This window comes from Hydrogenophaga sp. ANAO-22, from assembly GCF_042466645.1.
Lineage (GTDB): Bacteria > Pseudomonadota > Gammaproteobacteria > Burkholderiales > Burkholderiaceae_C > Hydrogenophaga.
Window position 1 is genome coordinate 879,529 of record NZ_CP159956.1, and the last position, 22,277, is coordinate 901,805.

Below are 22,277 nucleotides of genomic sequence, written 5' to 3' on the forward strand. Positions count from 1 at the left end.
CTAGAATTGTAGGGATGCAAGCCCCCGCGCCCCTGTCGCCGCCGTCCCCGGTCTCCCTGCGCGCGCAGGCCTTGAACGCCCTGTGCCTCACCGACCCCGGCCTCAAGGTGGCGGCCACCCATGCGCTGTTCGAGGCCTGGCAGGCCGGCCAGACCGTGCTGGACACCACCGAACACCTCACGCCAGCCCCGGGCGCCACCCTGCCCGGCCGCCCTGAGCAGCCCGTGCTGCTGCCCCCGGTGGACGTGCCCCAGCGTTCGCCCTTCACCCCGCCGGGCCTGGCCATGCTGCTGCACGCGGTGACCCACATCGAGTTCAACGCGATCAACCTCGCGCTCGACGCGGTGTGGCGCTTCCCCGGCATGCCGGCCGACTTCTACAGCGACTGGCTGCGCGTGGCGCACGAAGAAGCCATCCATTTCAGCCTGCTGCAGACCCACCTTCAAAGCCTGGGTCATCACTACGGTGAATTCGCGGCGCACGGCAGCCTGTGGGAGATGTGCGTGCGCACCCAGGGCGACGTGACCGCCCGCATGGCGCTGGTGCCCCGCACCCTGGAAGCCAGGGGCCTGGACGCCACGCCGCCCATGCAGGCGCGCCTGCGCAAGGTGGGCACACCGGCCGCGCTGCGGGCGGTCGAGATCCTCGACGTGATCCTGCGCGACGAGATCGGCCACGTGGCGGTGGGCAACCGCTGGTACGGCTGGCTGTGCGCGCAGCAGGGCATCGAGCCCCTGGGCCACTACCGCCGCCTGGCGCGCGAACATTCGGCGCCGCGCCTGAAGCCGCCCTTCAACGACGCGGCGCGGCTGGCGGCCGGGTTCAGCCGCCCCGAGCTGGACGCGCTGCTCGGCCCCTGAAGCCGCTCAGGACAGGCGGAAGTCGTCCCGCAGCGCCGTGCGCCGATGCGTCACCGGTGCGGGCGCGCGACCCAGCAGCTGCGGCAGCGCGTTGGGCACCGGCATGTTGTCGCGCTGCAGCAGGATCCAGTGGCCGTAGCTGAACGGACTGAAGCGGAACACGTCGCACAGGTGCGCGCCCACACGGCTCACCCAGTCCGGCAACAAGACCTGCAGCGCCGGCTTCACCGGCTGCTCGGCATGCTCCACACCGCGCAACACCTGCAGGTAGTGCCGGTAGGCAAACAGGCGCTCACCGCCCAGGTTGGCCTCGCGCTGTTGGGCCAGCGTGGGCAGCCGCGCCAGCACCGCAAAGGCCTCGCCCAGGTCGGTCGCCTGCAGGGCGGCGATGCGGCCGGTTGCGCCACGCGGCACGAAATGCACCGGCCAGCTCGCCAGCATGCGCAGCCAGCTGGCACCAAAGCCGCCCAGGCCGTCGATCAGCGAAGGGCGCACGATGCAGTGGTCCGCGCCACTGGCCTGGATGGCCTGCTCCCCTCGCAGCTTGCTCGACAGGAAGCGGCTCTTCGCCCCTTCGTGCAGACCCAGCGCGGAGGTGTGGATCAGGCGCACGCCCGAGGCCGCGCACGCCGCGGCCAGCGCCCTGGGCATGAGGTGGTGCACGTCCTCGTAGCGCTCGCCCACCCGCTGGCGCAGGATGCCCACGCAGTTGATGACGACGTCCATGCCTTGCAGGTGCTCGCGCCAGGCGCCGGGCTCCCGCAGCGTGTGCAGTTGCAGGTGCTTCCAGGTGACGCCCCCGGACTCGCCAGCGCCCGTTGCAGGGGCCGCGCGGCGCACCCCCACCACCGCCATGCCCTGGGCGAGCAAGGCCTGCACCACATGGCGGCCGATGAAGCCATTGGCCCCCAGCACCAGGACACGCGGTGGCGCGCCCGGTGCCGCCGGGGAATCGGCGCTGGTGGCGCGCCCTTGCTCCAGAAACATGCGATTCACTCCCTGCCGGCGCCGGTGCGGCCGGTGGTGCGGCGGATTCTACGGGGCGATCCCGGATAATTCGGGATGACTTCCGCACCCTCGACCGCCTTCAGCGCCCTGCCGCTCTCCCCCGCCATGCTCGCCAACCTGGAGCAGCTGGGCTACACGGCCATGACGCCCATCCAGGCCGCCGCCCTGCCACCCGCCCTGCTCGGCAAGGACCTCATCGCCCAGGCCAAGACCGGCAGTGGCAAGACCGCCGCCTTCGCCCTCACCCTGCTGGCCAACCTCAACCCGCGCCGCTTCGCGGTGCAGACCCTGGTGCTGTGCCCCACGCGCGAGCTGGCCGACCAGGTGACCACCGAAATCCGCCGCCTCGCGCGGGCCGAAGACAACATCAAGGTCGTCACGCTCTGCGGCGGCGTGCCGCTGCGCGGGCAGCTCGCCACGCTGGAGCACGGCGCGCACATCGTGGTCGGCACGCCCGGCCGCATCATGGACCACCTGGAGCGTGGCAGCCTGCAGCTGGACGCGCTCAACACCCTGGTGCTGGACGAAGCCGACCGCATGCTCGACATGGGCTTCTTCGACGACATCGTGACCGTCGCAAAACAATGCCCCAAGGCGCGCCAGACCCTGCTGTTCTCCGCCACTTACCCCGAAGGCATCGCCAAGCTCAGCGCACAGTTCATGCGCGAGCCGCTCACCGTGAAGGTAGAAGCCCAACATGCGGGCGCGCAGATCGAGCAGCGCTGGTACGAGGTGACGGAGAACGAGCGGCTCGACGCGGTGGGCAAGCTGCTCTTCCACTTCCGCCCGGCCAGCACGCTCGCCTTCTGCAACACCAAGGCGCAGTGCCGCGACCTCGTGGCCGTGCTGCAGGCCCAGGGCATCAGCGCGCTGGCGCTGTTCGGCGAACTGGAACAGCGCGAGCGCGACCAGGTGCTGGTGCGCTTCGCCAACCGCAGTTGCTCCGTGCTGGTGGCCACCGACGTGGCCGCGCGCGGGCTGGACATTGCCAGCCTGGCCGCCGTGATCAACGTGGACGTGACACCCGACCCCGAGGTGCACATTCACCGCATCGGCCGCACCGGCCGCGCGGGCGAAAGCGGCCTGGCCCTAAACCTCGCCAGCCTCGACGAGATGGGCAGCGTCGGCAAGATCGAACACCTGCAAGGCCGCGAATCTTCATGGCACCCGCTGAGCGAGCTTCAGCCCGCCAGCAAGGACCCGCTGGTGCCGCCCATGGTCACGCTGCACATCCAGGGCGGGCGCAAGGAGAAGATCCGCCCCGGGGACGTGCTGGGCGCGCTCACCGCCGACCTGGGCTACACCCGCGAGCAGGTAGGCAAGATCAACGTGAACGAGTGGTCCACCTACGTCGCGGTGGACCGCGACATCGCCCAGCAGGCCGCGAGCCGGCTCAACGCCGGGCGCATCAAGGGCAAGGGTGTGAAGGTTCGCGTGCTGGAGGACTGAGCGGCGCGATCAGGGCATCAGGCCCCGAGGCACGGATCGGCGATATAGATTCAACGTCTATGGACTGGCGAACCCAGCCGGCCCAAACTTTCCTACATGCGAAAGACAGCTGTCCTGCCCGAAGACCACACAACCACGTGGACCGACATCAACGCAGCCGATCGCCCGATGCGCGATCTGCTTCGCCAGTTGCCCTGCCTTCAAACGGACGGTCAAGGCAACGTCGACTACGCCAACTCGGACCGGGCGATCGTCGCCGCGACGGGGCAGAACGCGTCATGCATGGCCAGCGCGCTGCACATGGGCATCGGCGCCATCGGCCATCTGCTGGCCACGTCGGCGCCGCAGATCGAGGACGGCTCGGTGGACTCGGACGCCGTTGAGGCATTGGGCTGGCTGATCGCCGAACTCGGTGATCTGGGCGCGGAGCTGGCGGTGATGGCCATTCAGTGTCGCCGCCACATGGGCAACGCGCCTAAAACGTGACCCTCACCGACGGCGCGCCGCGTTTGGCCTCACTGTGGCACACGGCTTCGAGCATCTGCGCGCGCCGGCACCGCACCACTCAACGGTGCCAGCGCGGCCTGGATGCGCGCCATCTGCGCCGCATTGACGTGCTCACCCAGCAGCTTCTGGAAGCGCGGCTCCAGCGCGCCGGAGACGATGTACTGCCAGCGGTAGGCCTTGAGCACCGTGGCCTTCACCGCCTCGGCGCGATCGCCGTCACCGGCGATGCCGGTGACCTCCAGGAAGTAGGCCGCATCGGCAGCGGCCTGCATCTGCAGGATGCCATCCACGCCGCCGACCAGCGCGATCAGGTCGTCCACCGCCGCATCGCGCTCGGCCTCGTTCAGCCGGGCGTCTTCGCGCGCCCACTCCAGCTCGTCGATGATGGCGTGCTGGGACTCTTCCCGCCAGTGGAACAGGAACACGTCCTTGAACAGCGGCGAAAGGTCCGTGGCGCCCTCGATGCTGGCGCGGTAGTGCGCCTGGGAGAACAGCTCGATGTGGCAGGTCAGCGCCAGCACGGCCCAGGTGCATTTGCCCAGCACGAAGCTGGCCACGTCGTTGGGCGACACGTCGAAGCGGTAGCCCGCCGGCATGCGCTCGGCCACGAGCTGTTCGATGCGGCGGAACAGCTCCTGGTGCTTCAGCTCCTCGTCGGTGAAGCGCACGATGGCTTCCAGCGCGGTCTGGTCGCCCAGCCAGTGGTCGCGGCTCTGTTCCAGCATCTTCGCGCCGATGAAGCGCTCGACCAGACCGAACATGTGGGCGTAGGTGCGGCCCTGCACCTGGCTCAGGAAGCGGTGCTCGGACGGGCTCAGGAAAGGCAGCTCGTCGGCCAGCGACAGCCCGTCAGGCAAAAAGGTGTGGGCCAGGTCGAAGCGGCGGCCGCGGATCACGTCGCGGTCGATGTCCCAGCGCACGCGTTTGGAGACTTCGATGGTCTTGGCGTAGCGCGAGGTGTCCAGGGTGGCGGCATGGGTTTGCATGGGGGGTCCTTTCGGTGGGCATCCGTCCTGTCGACGTGACCGCAAGGATTCCCCGGCGCGCGCGCGGGCGCATGAGGCGCTTGTCCCGTTTCGGCCGGCGCGGGCGCCGAAGCCTGGGACAGGCGGCCCAGGCGGCGAGAGAATGGCGCATGCCCGCTGCCGAGCGCCCGCCCCCGAACCTGCGTCAGAGCCTGCGCTTCTGCACCGCGGCCGACGGCACGCGCATCGCCATCGCCTCGCTCGGCAGCGGGCCGCCCCTGCTGCGCGCCGCGCACTGGCTGAGCCACGTCGAGCACGACCTGCACAGCCCCGTGTGGCGGCCCTGGCTGGCCGAACTCGCGCGCGACCACCACTACATCCGCTACGACCAGCGCGGCTGCGGCCTGTCCGACAGCGTGGTGGCCGACTTCTCGCTCGACGCCTGGGTGGGCGACCTCGAAGCCGTGGTGGACAGCCTGGGCCTGCGCCGCTTTCCACTGATCGGCATGTCGCAAGGCGGTGCCGTGGCCGTGGCCTACGCGGTGCGCCACCCCGACAAGGTCTCGCACCTGGTGCTGCACGGCGCCTACGCGCGCGGCGCGCTGCTGCGCGCCACCAGCGACGCTGAGCGGCTCGAAGCCGAGACCCTGGTCAACCTGATCCGCCTGGGCTGGGGGCGCGACAACGCGGCCTTCCGCCAGGTGTTCACCAACCAGTTCATCCCCGGCGGCACACCGGCGCAGCACCAGTGGTGGAACGAGCTCGAGCGCCTGACCGCCAGCCCCGAGAACGCCGCGCGCACGCTCGACGCCTTCCACCGCGTCGACGTGACCGAGCTGGCGCGCCAGCTGCAGGTGCCCACCCTGGTGCTGCACGCGCGAGGCGACGCGCGCGTGCCCTTCACCGAAGGGCTGCGGCTGGCGGCGCTGATCCCGGGCGCGCGCTTCGTGCCGCTGGACAGCGACAACCACGTGCTGCTGGACACCGAACCGGCGTGGGCCGGCTTCCTGCTCGAACTGCGCGGCTTCCTCGGCACCGCGCCGGCCGGCACCGGTGAAGGCGTTGAAGACGCGGCGCTCACACCCGCCGAGCGCGAGGTGCTGCGCCTGGTGGCCCTGGGCCTGGACAACGCGGCCATCGCGTTGCGCCTGAGCAAGCGCGAGAAGACGGTGCGCAACCAGGTGTCGAGCATCTTCGACAAGCTGGGCGTGCGCACCCGCGCCGAGGCCATCGTGCACGTGCGCGACCGGGCGCCCTGAGCGCGCCCTGAAGGCGCCGGATGGCTAGAACGTGACCTTCACCGAAGGCGCGCTGCGCTTGGCTTCGCCGTGGTACACGGCCTCGATGTTGTTGCCGTCCGGGTCGATGACGAAAGCCGCGTAGTAGCCCGGGTGGTACTTGCGCTCGCCCGGCGCGCCGTGGTCCTTGCCTCCGGCGGCCAGCGCGGCCTGGTGGAACGCATCGACCATGGCCCGGTCCTGCGCCTGGAAGGCCAGGTGGTGCCGGCCGGTGAGCTGGCCGTCCGCGGCCTCGCTGTCGGCGGTGGAGACGAACAGCTCGTCGGCCCAGAAGTAGTTGTCTCCCTTGCCGCTCATCGGCACCTTCAGCGCCCTGAAAACGGCTTCGTAAAAGGCCTGGCTGGCGGGCAGGTCCTTGACGACGAGCTGGATGTGGTCGATCAGGCGGCCTCGGTGCAGTTCCATGGTGCGCTCCTGTGCTTGAAAGGGTGAAACGGAGAGGGCATGCTACCGGGGCCGCCCACTAAACTCTGTGCGATGGCTCGCGTAAAAATCTGCAAACCCTGTCTCTGGACCGCACTGGCCGGCATCGGTTTCCTGTTCATCTGGTATTTCAAGGTGCTGGCCCTGGGCTACTACTGGCTCAGCACTTCCATCAACGCGGCGCAATGGGAAGGCTCCTCCCTCTGGCTGCCGGGCTACCAGGTGGCGGTGGAAGGCGCTCCCATCGAGGGCCTGTCGCGCAACGCCTCGGGGCTCACCTTCAACTCGGAGACCGGCACCCTGTTCACGGTGATCAACCGCCCGCCGCAGATCGCCGAGCTCACGACCGACGGGCGGCTGCTGCGCATCATCGAACTCGAGGGCGCGAAAGACCCCGAGGGCATCACCTACGTCCAGGGCGACACCTACGTGATCTCCGACGAGGACAGCCACAGCATGTACTGGGTGCAGATCGGGCCACAGACCTCGCGCGTCTCGGTCACCGGCAAGTCCAGCCTGGGCATCAGCATCGACAGCGTGCACAACAGCAGCTTCGAGGGAGTGTCCTGGGACAGCGAACAGGACCGCCTGTTCGTGGTGAAGGAAAAGCTGCCCCTGCGCGTGCTGGTCATCCGCGGGCTGGACGTGTTCAATGCCTCCACCGGTTTCAACATCGACATCAGCGAATGGAAGTCGTCCAGCGCGGCCTCGCTGTTCATGAGCGACCTGTCGTCCCTCACCCTGCACGAACCCACCGGCCACCTGCTGCTGCTCAGCGACGAATCGGCCCTGGTGGTGGAGTACGCGCCCGACGGTCAGCCCATCAGCATGCTACCGCTCTGGCGGGGGTTTAATGGGCTCCAGCGCAAGGTGCCCCAGCCCGAGGGCCTGGCCGTCGGCCCCGACAACGCGATCTACGTGCTGTCCGAACCCAACCTTTTCTACCGCTTCGAACGCACCCCAACCCCATCGGCCAGCCGCTAAGCTCGCCCATTACCGCCACCATCACCAAAGGAACACGCCATGGGCGCACAGTGGAAAGCCAAACACAAGGACCTCGCGGCGAACGCCAAGGGGCGGCTCTTCGGCAAGCTGGTCAAGGACATCGTGATCGCCGCCCGACACGGCGCCGACCCGGCCTCCAACGCGCGGTTGCGCCTGGTGATGGATCAGGCGCGCAAGGTGTCCATGCCCAAGGACACGCTGGACCGCGCGATCAAGAAAGGCGCCGGCCTCACGGGCGAGGCGGTGCACTACGAACACGTGGTCTACGAGGGCTTCGCACCGCACCGCGTGCCGGTGATGGTGGAATGCCTCACCGACAACGTGAACCGCGCGGCCTCGGAAATGCGGGTGCTGTTCCGCAAGGGGCAACTGGGCAGCTCGGGCACGGTGGCCTGGGACTTCGACCACGTCGGCATGATCGAAGCCGAAGCCACCCGCAAGGACGCCGACCCCGAAGTGGCCGCCATCGAGGCCGGCGCGCAGGACTTCCACCCCGGCCACGACGAAGGCGTGACGGTGTTCCTGACCGACCCGACCGACCTGGACCTGGTGAGCCGAGCCCTGCCGGCGCAGGGCTTCACGGTGCTGTCGTCCAAGCTGGGCTACAAGCCGAAGAACCCGATCGACCCGGCCAGCCTGAGCGCCGAGCACCTGGAAGAGGTGGAGGCCTTCCTCGCCGCGCTGGACGCGAACGAGGACGTGCAGAACGTCTTTGCCGGCCTCGGCGGTTGACCGACAATCTCCCCCATGAACGACGCAACCGCTTCCACCCCCAACCGCCCTCCTCTGCCCGACCACCTGTCCATCGACCCGCGCAGCCCGCACCATGTGGCCGCCGTGTTCGAACACGACATCGGCATCCGCTTCAACGGCAAGGAACGCTTCGACGTGACCGAGTACTGCATCAGCGCCGGCTGGGTGAAGGTGCCTTCGGGCAAGACCCTGGATCGCAAGGGCAACCCGCTGCTGATCCAGCTCAAGGGCACGGTGGAAGCCTTCTACAAATAGAGACGACTTGCCCTGAACCTGCGGCGCCCCTCGGGCTCGAACCGGTACCCATGCGACGCAGAACCCTTCTTCTCTCCCTTCCCCTGGCGCTCGGCGGCCCGGCCCTGGGCCTGGCGGCCGACACCGAAGACCGGCCCGAGCAGCCGGCGGGCTACCCGGTCTCGCTCGAGCAGATGCAACAGGCGGTGGCGCAGCGCTTCCCCCGCCGCTACCCGGTGCAAGGCCTGCTCAACCTGGACCTGCAGACCCCGCGCCTGCGGCTGCTGCCCGAGCAGAACCGCCTGCGCGCCGAGATGGCCGTGGAGGCCGCCGGCCCGGCGCTCAACCGGGCACACCAGGGCCGTTTCGACGTGGAGTTCGGCCTGCGCTACGAAGCCAGCGACCGCACCCTGCGCGCTCACCAGCTGCGGCTGGCCCGGCTCGACTTCCCCACCCTGCAGCCCAAGGTGGTGGAGATGCTCAACACCTACGCGCCCGTGCTGGCGGACCAGTCGCTGCGCGAGGTGGTGCTGCACGAGCTGACCGCGAAAGACCTGGCGGCCGTGGACGCCATGGGCATGCAGCCCGGCCCCATCACTGTGACACGCAACGGCCTGGTGATCGGCCTGGTGCTCAAGCCGCTCTGAGCTTCAACCGCGTGGGTGGTGCTGCGCCACGATGCTCTTGAGGCGCTCGCGGGCCACATGGGTGTAGATCGTGGTGGTGGAGATGTCGGCGTGGCCGAGCAGCATCTGCACCGCGCGCAGGTCGGCGCCGTGGTTGAGCAAATGGGTGGCAAAGGCGTGGCGCAGCGTGTGGGGCGACAGCGGCGAGGTGATGCCGGCCTGCAGCGCGTACTTCTTCACCAGGTGCCAGAACATCGCGCGCGTCATGGCCTCGCCCGCGCGCGAACCGCGCGAGGTGACGAACAGGTCTTCGCTCTGCTGGCCGTGGAGGATCTCGCCGCGCGCCTGGCCCAGGTAGCGCTGCAACCATTGCCCCGCCAGCTGGCCGAAGGGCACCAGGCGCTCCTTGTTGCCCTTGCCGGTGATGCGCAGCACGTGCTCGTTCATGCCCACGTGCCAGGTCTTGAGCGTGACCAGCTCGCTCACGCGCAGGCCGCTGGCGTAGATGAGTTCGAGCATGCAGCGGTCGCGCAGGCCCAGGGGCGTGCCCACGTCGGGCGCGTTCAGCAGCGCCTCCACCTGGGCCTCGGACATGGTCTTGGGCACGCGCAGCGGCTGGCGCGCCGGCACCAGGCGCAGCGTGGGATCGGCCTGGATGGCACGCTCGCGCAGCGCCCAGCGGAAATAGCGCTTGAACACCGTGAGCCGCCGGTTGGCGGTGGTGGCGCGGGTTTCGGCGTGGCGGTCGCTGAAGTAAGCGTTGAGGTCGGCTTCGCTGGTCTCGGGCAGGGTCTTGCCGCGCCCGGCCAGCCACTGGCCGAGCAGCACGAGGTCGCGCCGGTAGGCGTCTAGCGTGTTGCGCGAGAGGCCTTCCTCCAGCCAGAGACTGTCGATGAAGGCCCCGGCGATGCCTTCGCTGGCCGATGCCAGGGCCTGGTCCATCACTCCAGCTTGAGCTTCTGCTTGGCGACCACTTCCTTGTAGACCTCGAACTCGGCTTTGATCTGCGCGGTGAACTCGGCCGGCGTGTTGCCCACGACCAGCGAGCCGGTGTCCTCGATGCGCTTCTTCACGGCCGGGTCGGTCAGGGCCTGCTTGGTCGCGTTGTAGACCTTGTCCACCACCTCCTGCGGCAGGCCCTTCGGCCCGATCAGGCCGTAGTAGGCCATGCGGTTCACCGGCTCCAGGCCCACTTCCTTGAAGGTCGGCACGTCGGGCAGCACGGCCAGGCGCTGCGGCGCGGCCACCACGATGGCCACCAGGCGACCCGACTTGATGAAGGGCAGTGCCGAGGGCAGGTTGTCGAAGATGATGGGCACGGTGCCGCCCACGGTGTCGTTGAGCGCCGGGCCCGCGCCGCGGTACGGGATGTGCGTGATGAAGGTGTTGGTCAGGCTCTTGAACAGCTCGGTCTGCAGATGGCCGATGCCGCCGGTGCCCGAGCTGGAGTAGCTGTACTTGCCGGGGCTCTTCTTGAGTTCGGCGACGAAGGACTTGTAGTCCTTGGCCGGGAAACTGGGGTGCACCGCGATCACGTTGGGCGTGGCGGCGATGTTGATGATGGGCGTGAAGTCCGTGAGCGTGTTGTACGGAATCTTGTCGTTGATCGCCGGGTTGGCGGCGGTGGTGGACACCGTGGCCATGCCCAGGATGTAGCCGTCGGCGGGCGTGCGGGCCAGCTCGGTGGCACCGACCACACCACCGCCACCGGCCTTGTTCTCGACCACCATGCTCTGGCCCAGGGCCTTGCCCAGGGACTCGGACATGACACGCGCGATGATGTCCGTCGTGCCGCCCGGTGCGAAGGGCACTTGCAACTTGATGATCTTGTTGGGGTAGGCCTGTGCCCAGGCGCTGCCTGCCACGGCCACCGAGGCGGTGGCCAGACCGATCGCAACCATCTGACGACGAGAAACCATGACGTGTACTCCTTGACGTTGAAACATCGAAAAATTCCAGGATGGCGCCCATGCTAACCGCCCGGTCCACCCTGACCAGCCCCGCACTTTAGACGGGGTGGCCCGAAGTGAACATGGGGAGACTACATACGTATTAACCCGGAAACGGCACCGGCCTGCGGCTATGCTCTGGCGGTGAATTTCGCCCAGCTTCTCTTCCCCGATTTCTCGCTGATCCTTTGCGGGTACCTCGTCTGCCGCTTCACCGCGCTCAACCGCAAGGTGTGGGAGCAGGTCGAGAGCCTGGTGTACTACTTCCTGTTCCCGGTCCTGCTGTTCCACTCGATCGTGAAGAGCCCGCTGGACCTGGGCGCGGCCTCCAGCCTGATGGGGGCGGGCGTGACGATGGGTCTGCTGGGCATCGCGCTGAGTTATTCGCTGCCGCACTGGCCCTGGCTGGGACCGAAGCTGGACGTGCGGCTGCACGCCGCGAGCGCGCAGGTGGGTTTCCGTTTCAATTCCTTCATTGCCCTGGCCCTGGCCGACAAGGTGGCCGGCCCGCAAGGGCTGCTGATGATCGCGGTGCTGATCGGTGTGTGTGTGCCGCTGTTCAACGTGGGCGCGGTCTGGCCGATGGCGCGCCACGCGAACAAGGGTTTTGGGCGCGAGCTGCTGCGCAATCCGCTGATCATCGGCACGGTCTCCGGCCTGGTCGCGAACCTGTTGGGCTTCTCGATCCCGTTCTGGCTGGAGCCGACAGTGAACCGCATCGGCCAGGCGTCGCTGGCCTTGGGCCTGCTGGCGGCGGGCGCGGGCATGCAGTTCGGCATGCTGGCCTCGGCCAAGCTGTTGGGCGGGCTGGTGCTGGCCTGCAAGCACCTGGGCATGCCCTTGCTGGCGTTTGGTCTGGCGAAGCTGTTCCGCCTGGACCCGACGCAGACGACCGTGTTGCTGATGTTCTCCGCGGTGCCGACCGCGTCCAGTTGTTATGTGCTGGCGGCGCGCATGGGCTACAACGGGCCTTATGTGGCGGGGTTGGTCACGTTGTCCACTTTGTTGGGCATCGTGAGTCTTCCCTTTGCTTTGGGGGTGTTGGGGGGGGTGCCTTAGTTTTCTCACCTCCTTGGTCTGCTGGGCCCCAGGGGCGGGCGATCGGCTCCGCGAATGTCCCCCGGCGGCTGGTGCCGCCTCCTCCTTTACTTCGCTGCGCCAATCACCCACCCCTGGGGCCTTGCCACCATGCAGGCATACAACCGTTTGATGCGCCAGCATCGCTTCGGATCGACCACCCGGGCGTTCTGCGCAGCGGGGTAAAGGAGGAGAACCGGCGAAGCCGGTTCGGGGGACACCCGCGGAGCAGAGCGCCCGGGTGGTCGATCCCGCGAGACAGAAAAGCGAAAGGCTCAGTACCCCAAAAGGTTCTGCCGCACATGCAGCAGATGCGCCAAGGTCAACTCACGCGCCCGCACCGCATCCCGATCCCGCAGCGCCCCCACGATCGCGCGGTGCTCGGCCTGATAGGCCAACCGGCGCTCCGAAGTCACGCTCTTCTTCTTGAGCTGCCCCCAGTCCCCCTGCGCCCGCACCGTCTTCATCAGCGTGAACACATTCGCCACGAAACTGTTGTGCGCCGCGTCCGCGATCGCCTGGTGCAACTCCGCGTCCCAATGCTCGAAAGCCTCCAGCGTCTCGGCCGCCTCCGCGTTGACACAGCAAGCCTCCATGCGCTGCAAATCCGCCTGGTTCGCGTTGCGGATCGCCATGTCGATGATCGCCGGCTCCATCGCCAGCCGCGCCTCCATCAGCTCCGCCGGGCTCGTGTGCTGCGACGAGTCCTGCTGCACCCGCTGCCCCAGGCGCGCACCCACCTGCTCGGCCACATAGGTGCCACTGCCCACCGTCTGCTCGATCAGGCCCTGCTGCTTCAGATCCAGCAAGGCCTTGCGCACCGTGGTGCGGCTCACGCCGAACCGCTCCGAGAGCTCGCGCTCGGTCGGCAGCCGGTCACCGGCCCGCCAATGGCCCGAGCGCAGCTGGTCCAGGATCGATTCGCGCAAAGGCGTTGACATGCTCATGGGTGACGAATGTACCAAAACAGACCAATCAGGCAACACCATACCAATTAGGTGATTTCCCCAGGTCCAAAACCGCTCTCATCGCCTAACATCATGGCTCTGGTACCAATTGGTATTTTTTGGTATCTCGTCTGGATTTTCAACAAGGAGTTTGCGTGCGCCTCGCCACTTTCGTTCACCAGGGCCAACGCCAGGTCGGCCTCGTCTCGGCCGACGGCCAGACCGTCACCCCCCTCGCCCTGAACCCCGCCGATGCCCAGCGCGGCGTGCTGCCGCTGATCGAGGCCGCGGCCGCTGGCCAACCCCTGCCCGCCACCACCGGCGCGGCGCTGAAGCTGGCCGACGTGACGCTCGACGCCCCGCTGCCCCTGCCCCGCCGCAACCTCTGGTGCGTGGGCCGCAACTACCACGAGCACGCCAAGGAACTGCAGGGCTCGGTGTTCAAGAACAACAACGCCAACCCCGCCGTCTGGCCCATCGTCTTCACCAAGGTGCCCGAATGCGTGATCGCCGACGGCGCCGACGTGGTGCTGCCCGGCGACGACATCTCGCCCCAGATCGACTACGAGGCCGAGCTGGCCGTGGTCATCGGCACCGGCGGCAAGAACATCGCCAAGGCCGACGCCATGAAGCACATCTACGGCTACACCATCGTCAACGACGTGACCGCGCGCGACGTGCAGATGCGCCACCAGCAGTGGGACATGGGCAAGAGCTTCGACACCTTCTGCCCCATGGGCCCGTGGATCGTCACGGCCGACGAGCTCGACGGCCAGCACACGCGCGTGCGCTGCTGGGTCAACGGCGAGCCGCGCCAGGACGGTCGCACCGAAGACCTGATCTTCGACATCCCCACGCTGATCGAGACCATCTCGCGCGGCATCACGCTCTACCCCGGCGACGTGATCGCCACCGGCACACCGGCCGGCGTGGGCCTGGGCATGACGCCGCCCACCTTCCTGAAAAGCGGCGACGTGGTGCGCATCGAGATCGACGGCATCGGCACGCTGCAGAACCGCTTCGTCTGAGCCCCCGCGCTTTCACCGACCGACAACAACAGGAGACAAGAATGAACCGAACCGCACTCCGGCTGTGCAGCCTCGCGCTGGCGCTGGCCGCCACCGTGGGCCTGGCCCAGGCGCAGGACGCCTACCCCAGCAAACCCGTGACCATGGTCGTGCCCTTCCCGCCCGGCGGCGTGGCCGACGTGGTGGGCCGCCCGGTGGCCGAGGCCATGGCGCGCCACCTCAACCAGTCGGTGGTGGTGGTCAACCGCGCCGGCGCGGGCGGCGGCATCGGCATGGCGCAGGTGGCCAAGGCCGCGCCCGATGGCTACAACGTGTTGATGGCGCTGTCCTCCATCGTGGTGCTGCCCGAGGCCGACAAGATCCTCGGCCGCGCGCCGATGTTCGAACTCTCGCAGCTGCTGCCCATCGCCCGCATGACGGCCGACCCCACGGTGCTGGTGGTGCGCGCCGACAGCCCCTGGAAGACGTACGCCGAGTTCATCGCGCACGCCAAGGCCAACCCGGGCCGCATCACCTTCGGTTCATCGGGCAACTACGGCACCATGCACGTGCCGATGGAACAGCTCAAGGCGGCCACCGGCAGCTACATGCTGCACGTGCCCTACACCGGCGCGGGCCCGGCCATCCTGGGCATGCTCAGCGGCCAGGTCGACGCCGTGGCCACCGGCCCCGCCAGCGCGGTGGGCCAGATCAAGGCCGGCAAGCTGCGCGCGCTCGCGCACTGGGGCGAGGGCCGCCTGGCCTTGCTGCCCGATGTGCCGAGCTTCCGGGAGCTCGGCGTGCCCATCAACTACTCGCAGTGGGCCGGCATCTTCGTGCCGGCCGGCACGCCGCCCGCGGTGGTGAACAAGCTGCGCGAGGCCGCGCGCATGGCCGCGCAGGACCCGAAGACGGTCCAGGTGATGACCACCGCCGGCACCTCGTTCCAGTTCCAGGACGCGGCGGACTTCGACAAGTTCGTGCAGAGCGACGCCAAGGCCATGGCGGCCGTGGTGCAGAAGATCGGCAAGGTGGACTGAGGCCAGAGGGCCTAGGCCTTGGCCTCGCACAGGGCGCGCAGGGCCTCCAGCGCCTTGGGCCAGGCGGCCTCCATCATGGGCACGTAGTCCTCCAGCATGTCCTGCGTGATGGTGAGCTGCGTGCCGCCACCCACGGCCTCGAAGCGGTAGTTCTCGTGGGCCGGGGCCCACGAGGTCACGGCCTCGCTGGTGGTGTCGTCTTTGCCGTTGGCCACGAAGCCCAGGTGCCGGATCGAGATGAGCTCGTGCAACTGGTTGCGCTCGATGGTGGCCACCATGCCTTCGCCGCTGGGCGAGAGAAAGCGGATGGTGGAGCCCTCGTCCCACGAGCCTTCGTAGTACGAGCCTTCCATGAAGGGGCGCGTCCATTCGCGGTAGCTGGCCGGGTCGAGCATGGTGTTCCACACCAGCTCGCGCGGGGCCTTGATGGTGGTGGTGAAGGTCATTTGCTGCATGGGGACTCTCCTGGTGGGGAAGAACGGGCCCCGCGCAGGCGCGCGTCAGCGCGCGGCGGTGCCCAACACGAGGTCGATGCGCCGCTGCAGGCGCGCCGCCTCCTCCGATGCGCCTGCGGCCTGGGCGCGTTGCAATTGCAGGCCGAGCCAGGCCCCGAGGGGCCGGCGCCAGCCCTGCGCCGAGGCGGTGTCCACCGCCTGCGTGAGCACGGCCGGTGTGGCGCGGCCGCTGCGCAGCAGCACGCCAGCGGCCACCAGCCGCGACAAGGGGTCTTTCACCGCGGCCAGGGCCGCGTCGGGCGAGCCAGCGCTCAGGAGCGCGCGCTGCGCCTCGGGCAGCAGGGCGGCGTCGGCCGGCTGTGCGGTGCCCGCGAGGTAGCGCGCGTAGGCCTGCTCGGCCGGTGCCGCGTCCTGCGCGAGCGCCTCGAAACCGGTGCAGGGCTCGAACACCAGCGCGGCCACGCGCGTGGCGCAGCGCAGCAGCTCGGCGCGCGCCAGCAGATCGGGCCGGCCGGTGCTGGTGAGTTCACGCCGCACGCGCGCGAACTCCGCCGACTCGATGGCCGAGTCACCGCGCAACCAGGCCTCGGCCGCGCGCTCGGTGCCGTCCTTGGCATTCAACTGCCATTCGGGTACGGGCGGCTTGCTGCCGCAACCGGTCAGGGTCACCACGGCGCACGCCATCAGAATGGTTTGCAGCTTCATGGCAGCTTGATTTCTGTGTCCTTCGAGAAAGGCCACTTGCGGTTGATGTCGTTGATCATCGAGTCCACCTTGCGCAGACTGGCCTCGACCTCACCGCGCAGGTAACCCAGGTCGCTGGTGGCCTCGCGCGTGTTGCCGGCGATGCCCTGCACCTCCACCAGCACCGCGTCCACCTTCTTGAGGCTGGTGCGCGTCTCGGCCAACAGGCCGTTGAGCTGCTGCACCGTCGCGCGCGCGTCGCCCACCAGGCCGGCCTCGCCGGGCGCGGCGCCCTGGCCGAACACCTGGCGGTCCGCATTGGCGGCCAGGCTGTCCAGCCGCCTGGCCAGCGAGTCCGCGCGCAGCAGCAAGGCATTGGTGCGGTCGATGGTGGCGACGAGCTTCTTCGCGTCCTCGTCGTTGCCCATCAGCACGCCCAGGCCGCCGTGCGGCCCCTGGAGGCGCTCGGTGGCCACTTTCACGCCACCCAGGGTGCCGGCCACCGCGCCATCGCTGGCCGTGAGCGCGGCGAGGTTGTCGAGCACATCGCGCATGCTGGCGGCCAGCTTGGGAATCTCGGCGGCGGTGTCGCCGCGCAGCACGGTGCGCTCGGCGCCGTCGGGCAAGGCGGGGTCTTCGAGCACGCCGCTGTAGGCGCGGATGCGCGTGCCGCCCACCAGGCCCCGCTCCATGGTGAAGATGCTGGAGGTGCGCAGCCATTTCGCGTCCTTGCGCGGCACGTCGATGAGGATGCGCGCGTTGCCGTCGTCGGCCAGCTCGATGCGCGCCACGCGCCCGATGGCGAAGCCGGCGAAGGTCATGTCCATGCCCACGACCACGCCCTCGGAATCGTCGGAGATCAGCACCAGGCGCTGCGTGGGTTCGAGCACGCCGCGCGCGAACAGGATGTAGGCCGCCGAGCCCACCAGCAGCACGGCCATGAGCATCAGCAGCAGCCCGGCCTTGAATTCCAGGTTCTTCACCGGCGGGGCCTCGGGCGGCGGTGGCGGAGGGGGCGTGGGGTTCATGGTGTCAATAGTAGTTGCCGACCAGCGACACCACCTCGATCAGCAGCACGACCGAGAACAGGCGGGCGAACTCGCTCATGTCGCTGCGCCGGCTGTAGCGGCCGTCGCGGTCGGCCTGCGCCGCCCCGGCCAGCGGCACCACGGCCACCGCGAGGCTGAAGAACACGGTCTTGAGGCCGAAGATCAGCGTGACCGCCGGCGAAAACACGCCGCCCACGGCGCGCGTGTAGCCCGGCAGGCCCCAGGGCGAGAAGCCGTAGACCGTGAGGTAGGTCAGCACCAGCGCCACCACCGAGCTCAGGCCCGCGAGCAGCAGCACCGAGAACATGCTGCCCAGCGCGCGCGGCAGCAACTGGTTGGCCAGCAGCGACTGCCGCTCGGGCAGGCTGCCCTCGCGCTGCTGCAGCGCCAGCTGCTTGCGCACCTCCTGCGCGCCCGGCATGGCGTAACGCACCGCCACGAACATGGCCACGTAGAGCGGGATGAGTTCGAGCACCAGCGTGCGCACCAGCACCTCCAGCGCGTACTGAGACAGGCCGTAGCTGTAGGCCGTGGCCACCACGATGCGGATCAGCACCAGGCTCACCAGCGCCGAGAGCACCAGGAACCAGGTGAGCAAGGGCGCGGTGGCGCGGTACAGGCTGCCGAGCACCGCCTGGCGGTGCGTGGGCGCGCGGTAGCTGGCCGGCGACAGCGCCAGCACCAGGATCTGCGCGCCCACGAACAGGGTGTGCCACCAGGCGTTCCAGTTCGCGCGCAGGCCCCGGCCCCAGCGGCCCAGGGTGTCGTGTGCGGCGTTCACGGGATTCATGGGGCCATGATAGCCGTGGGTCTTCGCCACAGCGGGGGCGCGGCCACCGGCAAATGTGACAGCATGCAGCCGCTGCAACGGTCAGAATCCGTGGGCGCCCTTTCCGCCGACAGGAGACAACCATGACCGCTTCCGTGCACCCCGTGGTCCGCCGCCAGACCATCGCCGACGCCCTGCGCCGCACCGCGCAGCGACTGCCCACCAAGTCCGCCGTCGTCTGCGGCGACACGCAGTGGACTTACGCCGAGTTCGACGCCCTGGTCAGCCGCCTGGCCGCGGGCCTGGCGCGCATCGGTGTGGCCCAGGGCGACAAGGTGGCCGTGCTGGCGCGCAACTCGCACGGCTTTGCCGCGCTGCGCTTCGCGCTGGCCCGCCGGGGCGCGGTGATGGTGCCGATCAACTTCATGCTCAAGGCCGACGAGGTGGCTTACATCCTTCGCCACGCGGGGGCGCGCACCCTGGCCACCGACAGCGGGCTGGCCGAGCTGGCGCGCGCGGCGGCGGCGCTGGACACCCAGGTCCAGCAGTACCTCTGGCTGCCCTCGGAAGACCCGAGCCAGCCGGTGGTCGGCATGCACCGCTTCGACGAACTCGCGGCCTGCACCGACCCGCTGCCCGAGGTCACGCTGGGCAGCCACGACCTCGCGCAGATCGTCTACACCAGCGGCACCGAGTCGACGCCCAAAGGCGCCATGCTCACGCACGACGCGGTGCTGTGGCAGTACGTGAGCTGCGTGATCAACGCCGAGATCGCCGAAGACGACCACGCCCTGCACGCGCTGCCGCTCTACCACTGCGCGCAGCTCGATGTGTTCTTCGGCCCGGCGGTCTACATCGGCAGCAGCAACGTGATCACGGCCAAGCCGGTGCCCGACCACCTGATCGCGCTGATCGAGAAGTACCGCATCACCAGCTTCTTCGCGCCACCCACGGTGTGGATCGCGCTGCTGCGCTCGCCGCTGTTCGACGCGGCCAAGCTCCAGAGCCTGGCCAAGGGCTACTACGGCGCGTCCATCATGCCGGTGGAGGTGCTCAAGGAACTGGCCTCGCGCCTGCCTTCGGTGCGGCTGTGGAACCTGTACGGCCAGACCGAGATCGCGCCGCTGGCGACCATGCTCGGCCCGGACGACCAGCTGCGCAAGCCCGGCTCCTGCGGCAAGGCCGTGATCAACGTGGAAACGCGCGTGGTCACGGACGACATGCGCGACGTGGCCGTGGGCGAGGTCGGCGAGATCGTGCACCGCTCGCCCCACCTCATGCTGGGCTACTTCAACGACCCCGAGCGCACGCGCAGCGCGTTCGACGGCGACTGGTTCCACAGCGGCGACCTCGCGGTGATCGACGAGGAAGGCTACATCACGGTGGTGGACCGCAAGAAGGACATGATCAAGACCGGCGGCGAAAACGTGGCCAGCCGCGAGGTGGAGGAAATGGTCTACCGCCTGCCGGCCGTGAGCGAGGTGGCGGTGATCGGCCTGCCCGACCCCAAGTGGGTGGAAGCCGTGACGGCGGTGATCGTGGTCAAGGCCGGGCAGGCGCTCACCGAGGCCGAGGTGATCGCGCATTGCAACCAGCACATGGCGGCCTTCAAGACCCCGAAGCGCGTGGTGTTCAGCGACAGCCTGCCCAAGAACCCCAGCGGCAAGCTGCTCAAGCGCGAGCTGCGCCAGCGCTACACGGGCTGAGCGTCTTCAGCCGCCCAGCGTTTCGTGGTGGCCGACGGCACCGCGCTTCCAGTAGGCGGAGGCGCGCACGCGGCCCTTGTCCAGGCCATGCCCGTCCACCAGCGCCTGCCGCACGCCCGCGATGCTGGCGGCTTCGCCACCGGCCCAGGCAAAACCTTCACCGGCAGGCAGCTTCAACGCGGCCACGGCCTGCGCGAGCGCGTCGGTGGCGCCGGTCTGAATCCAGTGCGTCTGCAGGCGCGCGCGGCTGCTGAAGGCGCGGCGGTCGGCCGCATCGCCGGTCTCGATCACGGTGATGGCCTGGGCCGTCTCGGGCAACTCCTCCAGGCGCCGCGCGATCGCGGGCACGGCGGACTCGTCGCCCACCAGCAGGTGCCAGTCGAAGCCCGTGGGCACCACGAAGGAGCCCCGGGGCCCGCCCAGGCCGACCTCGTCGCCCGGCTGGGCCGTTTCGGCCCAGCGCGAGGCCACACCGTCGCCGTGCAGCACGAACTCGATGTCCAGCGTGCCGGCGGCGCGGTCGAACTGGCGCGGCGTGTAGTCGCGCATCACCGGCCTTTCGGCGCCCGGCGGCAGGGCCAGGCCGTCGGGACCGGGCTGGGGCAGCACCAGCGGCTGGCCGGGCTGCGCCGGCAACATGAGCTTGGCGTGGTCGTCGAACGAGGCGCTGACGAAATCGCGCAGGGCCTCACTGAAAAAACGGATGCGAAGGAAGTGCGGGCTGACCGCCTCGATGCGCTGCACCGTCAGGCGGCGCGCCTTGATCTCGTGGCGCACGCGCTCCACGGCCAGGGGGTTGGGAATGCTTGTGTTCATGGCTCTGCTTGGTTGATAATGACAACCATCATGCCTTGATTGGATGACACTGTCAACAACATGGACAACCCACGATGACAAGAAATGTGAACACCGAGGTGCTGGATCGCCTGCACAGCCTCATGCACGGCCTGCGGCGCCACCTGCAGGAGGCCATGCGCCACGACGGCGAGGGCCTGGGACCGATGGAGGCGCGCTGCCTGGGCTACTTCATGCGCCACGACGGCGCCACGCAGAGCGACCTGGTGCAGCACTCGGGCCGCGACAAGGCGCAGATCGCGCGCATCGTCAAAGCCCTGCACGAGCGCGGCCTGCTGCACAGCCGCCCCGACCCCGACGACGGCCGCAGCCAGCGCGTGGGCGTGACCGCCGAAGGCCAGGCCCTGCAGCGCAAGATGCAGCAGCACCGGGTGCGCTTCGAGAAGACCATGATGGCCGGCCTCACCGACCACGAGCGCACCACCTTGCTCGCCCTGCTCGACCGCCTGGAGGAAAACGTGGGCGAGGCCTGAGCCCCTGGCTCAATGGGTGGCGGTGCGGCCCTGCGTCATCGCCCAGGCCACGTGCTCGCGCACCAGTTCGCTGGGGTGTTCGGCCCGGGCCTGCAGCGCGCGCCGCACGCCGTCGTCGGGCCCGGCGCGCAGCGCGTTGCCGAGCGAGACCGCGATGTTGCGCAGCCAGCGCTCGTGCCCGATGCGCCGGATGGGACTGCCCTCGGTGCGGCGCAGGAACTCCGGCTCGCTCCAGGCGAACAACTCCACCAGCGTGGCACCGCTCAGGCCTTCGCGCGCGTCGAAGTCGGGCAAGGGGCTGCGCCGGGCGAACTTGTTCCAGGGGCAGATCAGCTGGCAGTCGTCGCAGCCGTAGATGCGGTTGCCGATCAAGGGGCGCAGGGCCTCGGGAATCGGGCCGGCATGTTCGATGGTCAGGTAACTGATGCAACGGCGTGCGTCCAGCCGGTGCGGTGCGGTGATGGCCTGGGTGGGGCAGATGTCGATGCAGGCACTGCAGGCGCCGCAGTGCGCGCTGATCGGCTCGGTGGGCGGCAGGGGCAGGTCGGTGTAGATCTCGCCCAGGAAGAACATCGAGCCGGCTTCGCGGTGCAACAGCAGCGTGTGCTTGCCGCGCCAGCCCTGGCCGCTGCGCTGCGCGAGCTCGGCCTCGAGCACCGGCGCCGAGTCGGTGAACACGCGGTGGCCCAGCGGCCCGGCGGCGGCCTGGATGCGCTCGGTCAAGGTCTGCAACCGGTTGCGCAGCACCTTGTGGTAGTCGCGCCCCCGCGCATAGACCGACACGATGGCCTCGCCCGGGCGCTGCAGGCGCTGCAATTCCTGGGCCTGCCAGTCCTCGGGCGTGCCACGCGGCAGGTAGTCCATGCGCGCGGTGATCACGCTCAGCGTGCCCGGCACCAGCTCGGCCGGGCGGGCACGCTTCATGCCATGCGCGGCCATGTAGGCCATGTCACCGTGCCATCCAGCCGACAACCAGGCCTGCAAACCCGGTTCCGCGGCCGACAAATCCACACCGGCCACGCCAATTTGGGAAAATGCAAGCTCCCGGCCCCAGGCCTGTATCTGCGAGACGAGTTGAGCGGCATCAAAAGCGAACTTCATGGAAAGCCGATTGTAGGAACCGCACCGGTTTCTGCGA

25 protein-coding genes are annotated in these 22,277 nt (G+C 68.9%); 13 read left to right on the plus strand and 12 right to left on the minus strand.

Translation table 11 applies throughout. The annotated features are described in order from the left end of the window. Positions 1-14 precede the first annotated feature (14 nt). On the plus strand, positions 15-860 hold the full coding sequence (locus ABSY19_RS04100; RefSeq protein WP_382159307.1) for a ferritin-like domain-containing protein: 846 nt from the start codon (positions 15-17) through the stop codon (positions 858-860). A 6-nt stretch (positions 861-866) separates the two neighbouring features. Here ABSY19_RS04100 and ABSY19_RS04105 read toward each other — a convergent pair whose 3' ends face one another. After that, positions 867-1,847 (minus strand): NAD(P)H-binding protein, encoded by a 981-nt coding sequence (locus ABSY19_RS04105; RefSeq protein WP_382159309.1) that lies wholly within the window; start codon positions 1,845-1,847, stop codon positions 867-869. Positions 1,848-1,922: 75 nt separating this feature from the next. Here ABSY19_RS04105 and dbpA point away from each other — a divergent pair, with 75 nt between their 5' ends. Both dbpA and ABSY19_RS04115 read left to right on the plus strand, forming a co-directional pair. Beyond that, the gene (gene dbpA, locus ABSY19_RS04110) at positions 1,923-3,317 is read left to right on the plus strand and encodes an ATP-dependent RNA helicase DbpA (RefSeq protein ID WP_382159311.1); all 1,395 of its coding nucleotides are present in this window, start codon (positions 1,923-1,925) and stop codon (positions 3,315-3,317) included. 96 nt (positions 3,318-3,413) lie between these two features. Beyond that, entirely contained in the window at positions 3,414-3,803 is a 390-nt protein-coding gene (locus tag ABSY19_RS04115) for a hypothetical protein (protein ID WP_382159313.1), read from the plus strand. Between the two features lie 29 nt (positions 3,804-3,832). On the opposite strand, the gene ABSY19_RS04120 is transcribed toward ABSY19_RS04115, so the two are convergent. Next, a complete protein-coding gene (locus ABSY19_RS04120) occupies positions 3,833-4,810 on the minus strand; it encodes a hypothetical protein (RefSeq protein ID WP_382159315.1) in 978 nt (325 codons plus the stop codon). Positions 4,811-4,959: 149 nt separating this feature from the next. Between ABSY19_RS04120 and ABSY19_RS04125 the strand changes: the two genes are divergently transcribed. Then, the gene (locus tag ABSY19_RS04125) at positions 4,960-6,048 is read left to right on the plus strand and encodes an alpha/beta fold hydrolase (RefSeq protein ID WP_382159317.1); all 1,089 of its coding nucleotides are present in this window, start codon (positions 4,960-4,962) and stop codon (positions 6,046-6,048) included. A gap of 24 nt (positions 6,049-6,072) precedes the next feature. On the opposite strand, the gene ABSY19_RS04130 is transcribed toward ABSY19_RS04125, so the two are convergent. After that, positions 6,073-6,492, minus strand: a complete 420-nt coding sequence (locus ABSY19_RS04130) for a VOC family protein (protein WP_382159319.1) — start codon at positions 6,490-6,492, stop codon at positions 6,073-6,075. Positions 6,493-6,564: 72 nt separating this feature from the next. Here ABSY19_RS04130 and ABSY19_RS04135 point away from each other — a divergent pair, with 72 nt between their 5' ends. From ABSY19_RS04135 to ABSY19_RS04150, 4 genes are read left to right on the plus strand one after another with little or no spacing between them, the layout of a single operon-like run. Continuing rightward, the gene (locus ABSY19_RS04135) at positions 6,565-7,494 is read left to right on the plus strand and encodes an SdiA-regulated domain-containing protein (protein WP_382159320.1); all 930 of its coding nucleotides are present in this window, start codon (positions 6,565-6,567) and stop codon (positions 7,492-7,494) included. Positions 7,495-7,533: 39 nt separating this feature from the next. Then, positions 7,534-8,247 (plus strand): YebC/PmpR family DNA-binding transcriptional regulator, encoded by a 714-nt coding sequence (locus ABSY19_RS04140; protein ID WP_382159322.1) that lies wholly within the window; start codon positions 7,534-7,536, stop codon positions 8,245-8,247. A gap of 15 nt (positions 8,248-8,262) precedes the next feature. Next, on the plus strand, positions 8,263-8,523 hold the full coding sequence (locus ABSY19_RS04145) for a DUF3297 family protein (RefSeq protein WP_291113155.1): 261 nt from the start codon (positions 8,263-8,265) through the stop codon (positions 8,521-8,523). Between the two features lie 50 nt (positions 8,524-8,573). Continuing rightward, entirely contained in the window at positions 8,574-9,149 is a 576-nt protein-coding gene (locus ABSY19_RS04150; RefSeq protein ID WP_382159324.1) for a DUF1439 domain-containing protein, read from the plus strand. A gap of 3 nt (positions 9,150-9,152) precedes the next feature. Here ABSY19_RS04150 and xerD read toward each other — a convergent pair whose 3' ends face one another. Together xerD and ABSY19_RS04160 are read right to left on the minus strand one after the other, a co-directional pair. After that, positions 9,153-10,070: a site-specific tyrosine recombinase XerD gene (gene xerD, locus ABSY19_RS04155; RefSeq protein WP_382159326.1), complete on the minus strand. Its 918-nt coding sequence runs from the start codon at positions 10,068-10,070 to the stop codon at positions 9,153-9,155. Further along, a complete protein-coding gene (locus ABSY19_RS04160; protein WP_382159328.1) occupies positions 10,070-11,047 on the minus strand; it encodes a tripartite tricarboxylate transporter substrate binding protein BugE in 978 nt (325 codons plus the stop codon). The genes xerD and ABSY19_RS04160 overlap by 1 nt, the downstream gene beginning before the upstream one ends. 174 nt (positions 11,048-11,221) lie before the next feature. Between ABSY19_RS04160 and ABSY19_RS04165 the strand changes: the two genes are divergently transcribed. Beyond that, positions 11,222-12,136 carry an AEC family transporter gene (locus tag ABSY19_RS04165; protein WP_382159330.1) on the plus strand — a complete coding sequence of 305 codons (915 nt, stop codon included), beginning with the start codon at positions 11,222-11,224 and terminating at the stop codon, positions 12,134-12,136. A gap of 293 nt (positions 12,137-12,429) precedes the next feature. Here ABSY19_RS04165 and ABSY19_RS04170 read toward each other — a convergent pair whose 3' ends face one another. Further along, the gene (locus ABSY19_RS04170) at positions 12,430-13,083 is read right to left on the minus strand and encodes a FadR/GntR family transcriptional regulator (protein WP_382159332.1); all 654 of its coding nucleotides are present in this window, start codon (positions 13,081-13,083) and stop codon (positions 12,430-12,432) included. A gap of 173 nt (positions 13,084-13,256) precedes the next feature. On the opposite strand from ABSY19_RS04170, the gene ABSY19_RS04175 reads away from it, so the two are divergent. Both ABSY19_RS04175 and ABSY19_RS04180 read left to right on the plus strand, forming a co-directional pair. Next, positions 13,257-14,129 (plus strand): fumarylacetoacetate hydrolase family protein, encoded by an 873-nt coding sequence (locus tag ABSY19_RS04175; protein WP_382159334.1) that lies wholly within the window; start codon positions 13,257-13,259, stop codon positions 14,127-14,129. 41 nt (positions 14,130-14,170) lie between these two features. Further along, the gene (locus ABSY19_RS04180) at positions 14,171-15,148 is read left to right on the plus strand and encodes a tripartite tricarboxylate transporter substrate binding protein (RefSeq protein WP_382159336.1); all 978 of its coding nucleotides are present in this window, start codon (positions 14,171-14,173) and stop codon (positions 15,146-15,148) included. Positions 15,149-15,159: 11 nt separating this feature from the next. Here the strand turns inward: ABSY19_RS04180 and ABSY19_RS04185 are convergent, their stop codons facing one another. Genes ABSY19_RS04185 through ABSY19_RS04200 form a run of 4 tightly spaced genes read right to left on the minus strand, consistent with a single transcriptional unit; the run spans position 15,160 to position 18,126 of the window. Then, entirely contained in the window at positions 15,160-15,603 is a 444-nt protein-coding gene (locus tag ABSY19_RS04185) for an SRPBCC domain-containing protein (RefSeq protein WP_382159338.1), read from the minus strand. A gap of 45 nt (positions 15,604-15,648) precedes the next feature. After that, positions 15,649-16,308 carry a hypothetical protein gene (locus ABSY19_RS04190; protein WP_382159340.1) on the minus strand — a complete coding sequence of 220 codons (660 nt, stop codon included), beginning with the start codon at positions 16,306-16,308 and terminating at the stop codon, positions 15,649-15,651. Continuing rightward, complete coding sequence (locus tag ABSY19_RS04195) at positions 16,305-17,315, minus strand: MlaD family protein (protein WP_382159342.1); 1,011 nt, start codon at positions 17,313-17,315, stop codon at positions 16,305-16,307. The genes ABSY19_RS04190 and ABSY19_RS04195 overlap by 4 nt, the downstream gene beginning before the upstream one ends. Positions 17,316-17,319: 4 nt before the next feature. Then, the gene (locus ABSY19_RS04200; protein ID WP_382159344.1) at positions 17,320-18,126 is read right to left on the minus strand and encodes an MlaE family ABC transporter permease; all 807 of its coding nucleotides are present in this window, start codon (positions 18,124-18,126) and stop codon (positions 17,320-17,322) included. Between the two features lie 122 nt (positions 18,127-18,248). Here ABSY19_RS04200 and ABSY19_RS04205 point away from each other — a divergent pair, with 122 nt between their 5' ends. Next, positions 18,249-19,811 (plus strand): acyl-CoA synthetase, encoded by a 1,563-nt coding sequence (locus ABSY19_RS04205; protein WP_382159346.1) that lies wholly within the window; start codon positions 18,249-18,251, stop codon positions 19,809-19,811. Between the two features lie 6 nt (positions 19,812-19,817). Here ABSY19_RS04205 and ABSY19_RS04210 read toward each other — a convergent pair whose 3' ends face one another. Beyond that, a complete protein-coding gene (locus tag ABSY19_RS04210; protein ID WP_382159348.1) occupies positions 19,818-20,627 on the minus strand; it encodes a siderophore-interacting protein in 810 nt (269 codons plus the stop codon). 74 nt (positions 20,628-20,701) lie between these two features. On the opposite strand from ABSY19_RS04210, the gene ABSY19_RS04215 reads away from it, so the two are divergent. Next, positions 20,702-21,139 (plus strand): MarR family winged helix-turn-helix transcriptional regulator, encoded by a 438-nt coding sequence (locus ABSY19_RS04215; protein ID WP_382159350.1) that lies wholly within the window; start codon positions 20,702-20,704, stop codon positions 21,137-21,139. A gap of 9 nt (positions 21,140-21,148) precedes the next feature. On the opposite strand, the gene queG is transcribed toward ABSY19_RS04215, so the two are convergent. Beyond that, positions 21,149-22,240, minus strand: coding sequence for a tRNA epoxyqueuosine(34) reductase QueG (gene queG, locus ABSY19_RS04220; protein ID WP_382159352.1), 1,092 nt, complete (start codon positions 22,238-22,240; stop codon positions 21,149-21,151). Positions 22,241-22,277: the final 37 nt, after the last annotated feature.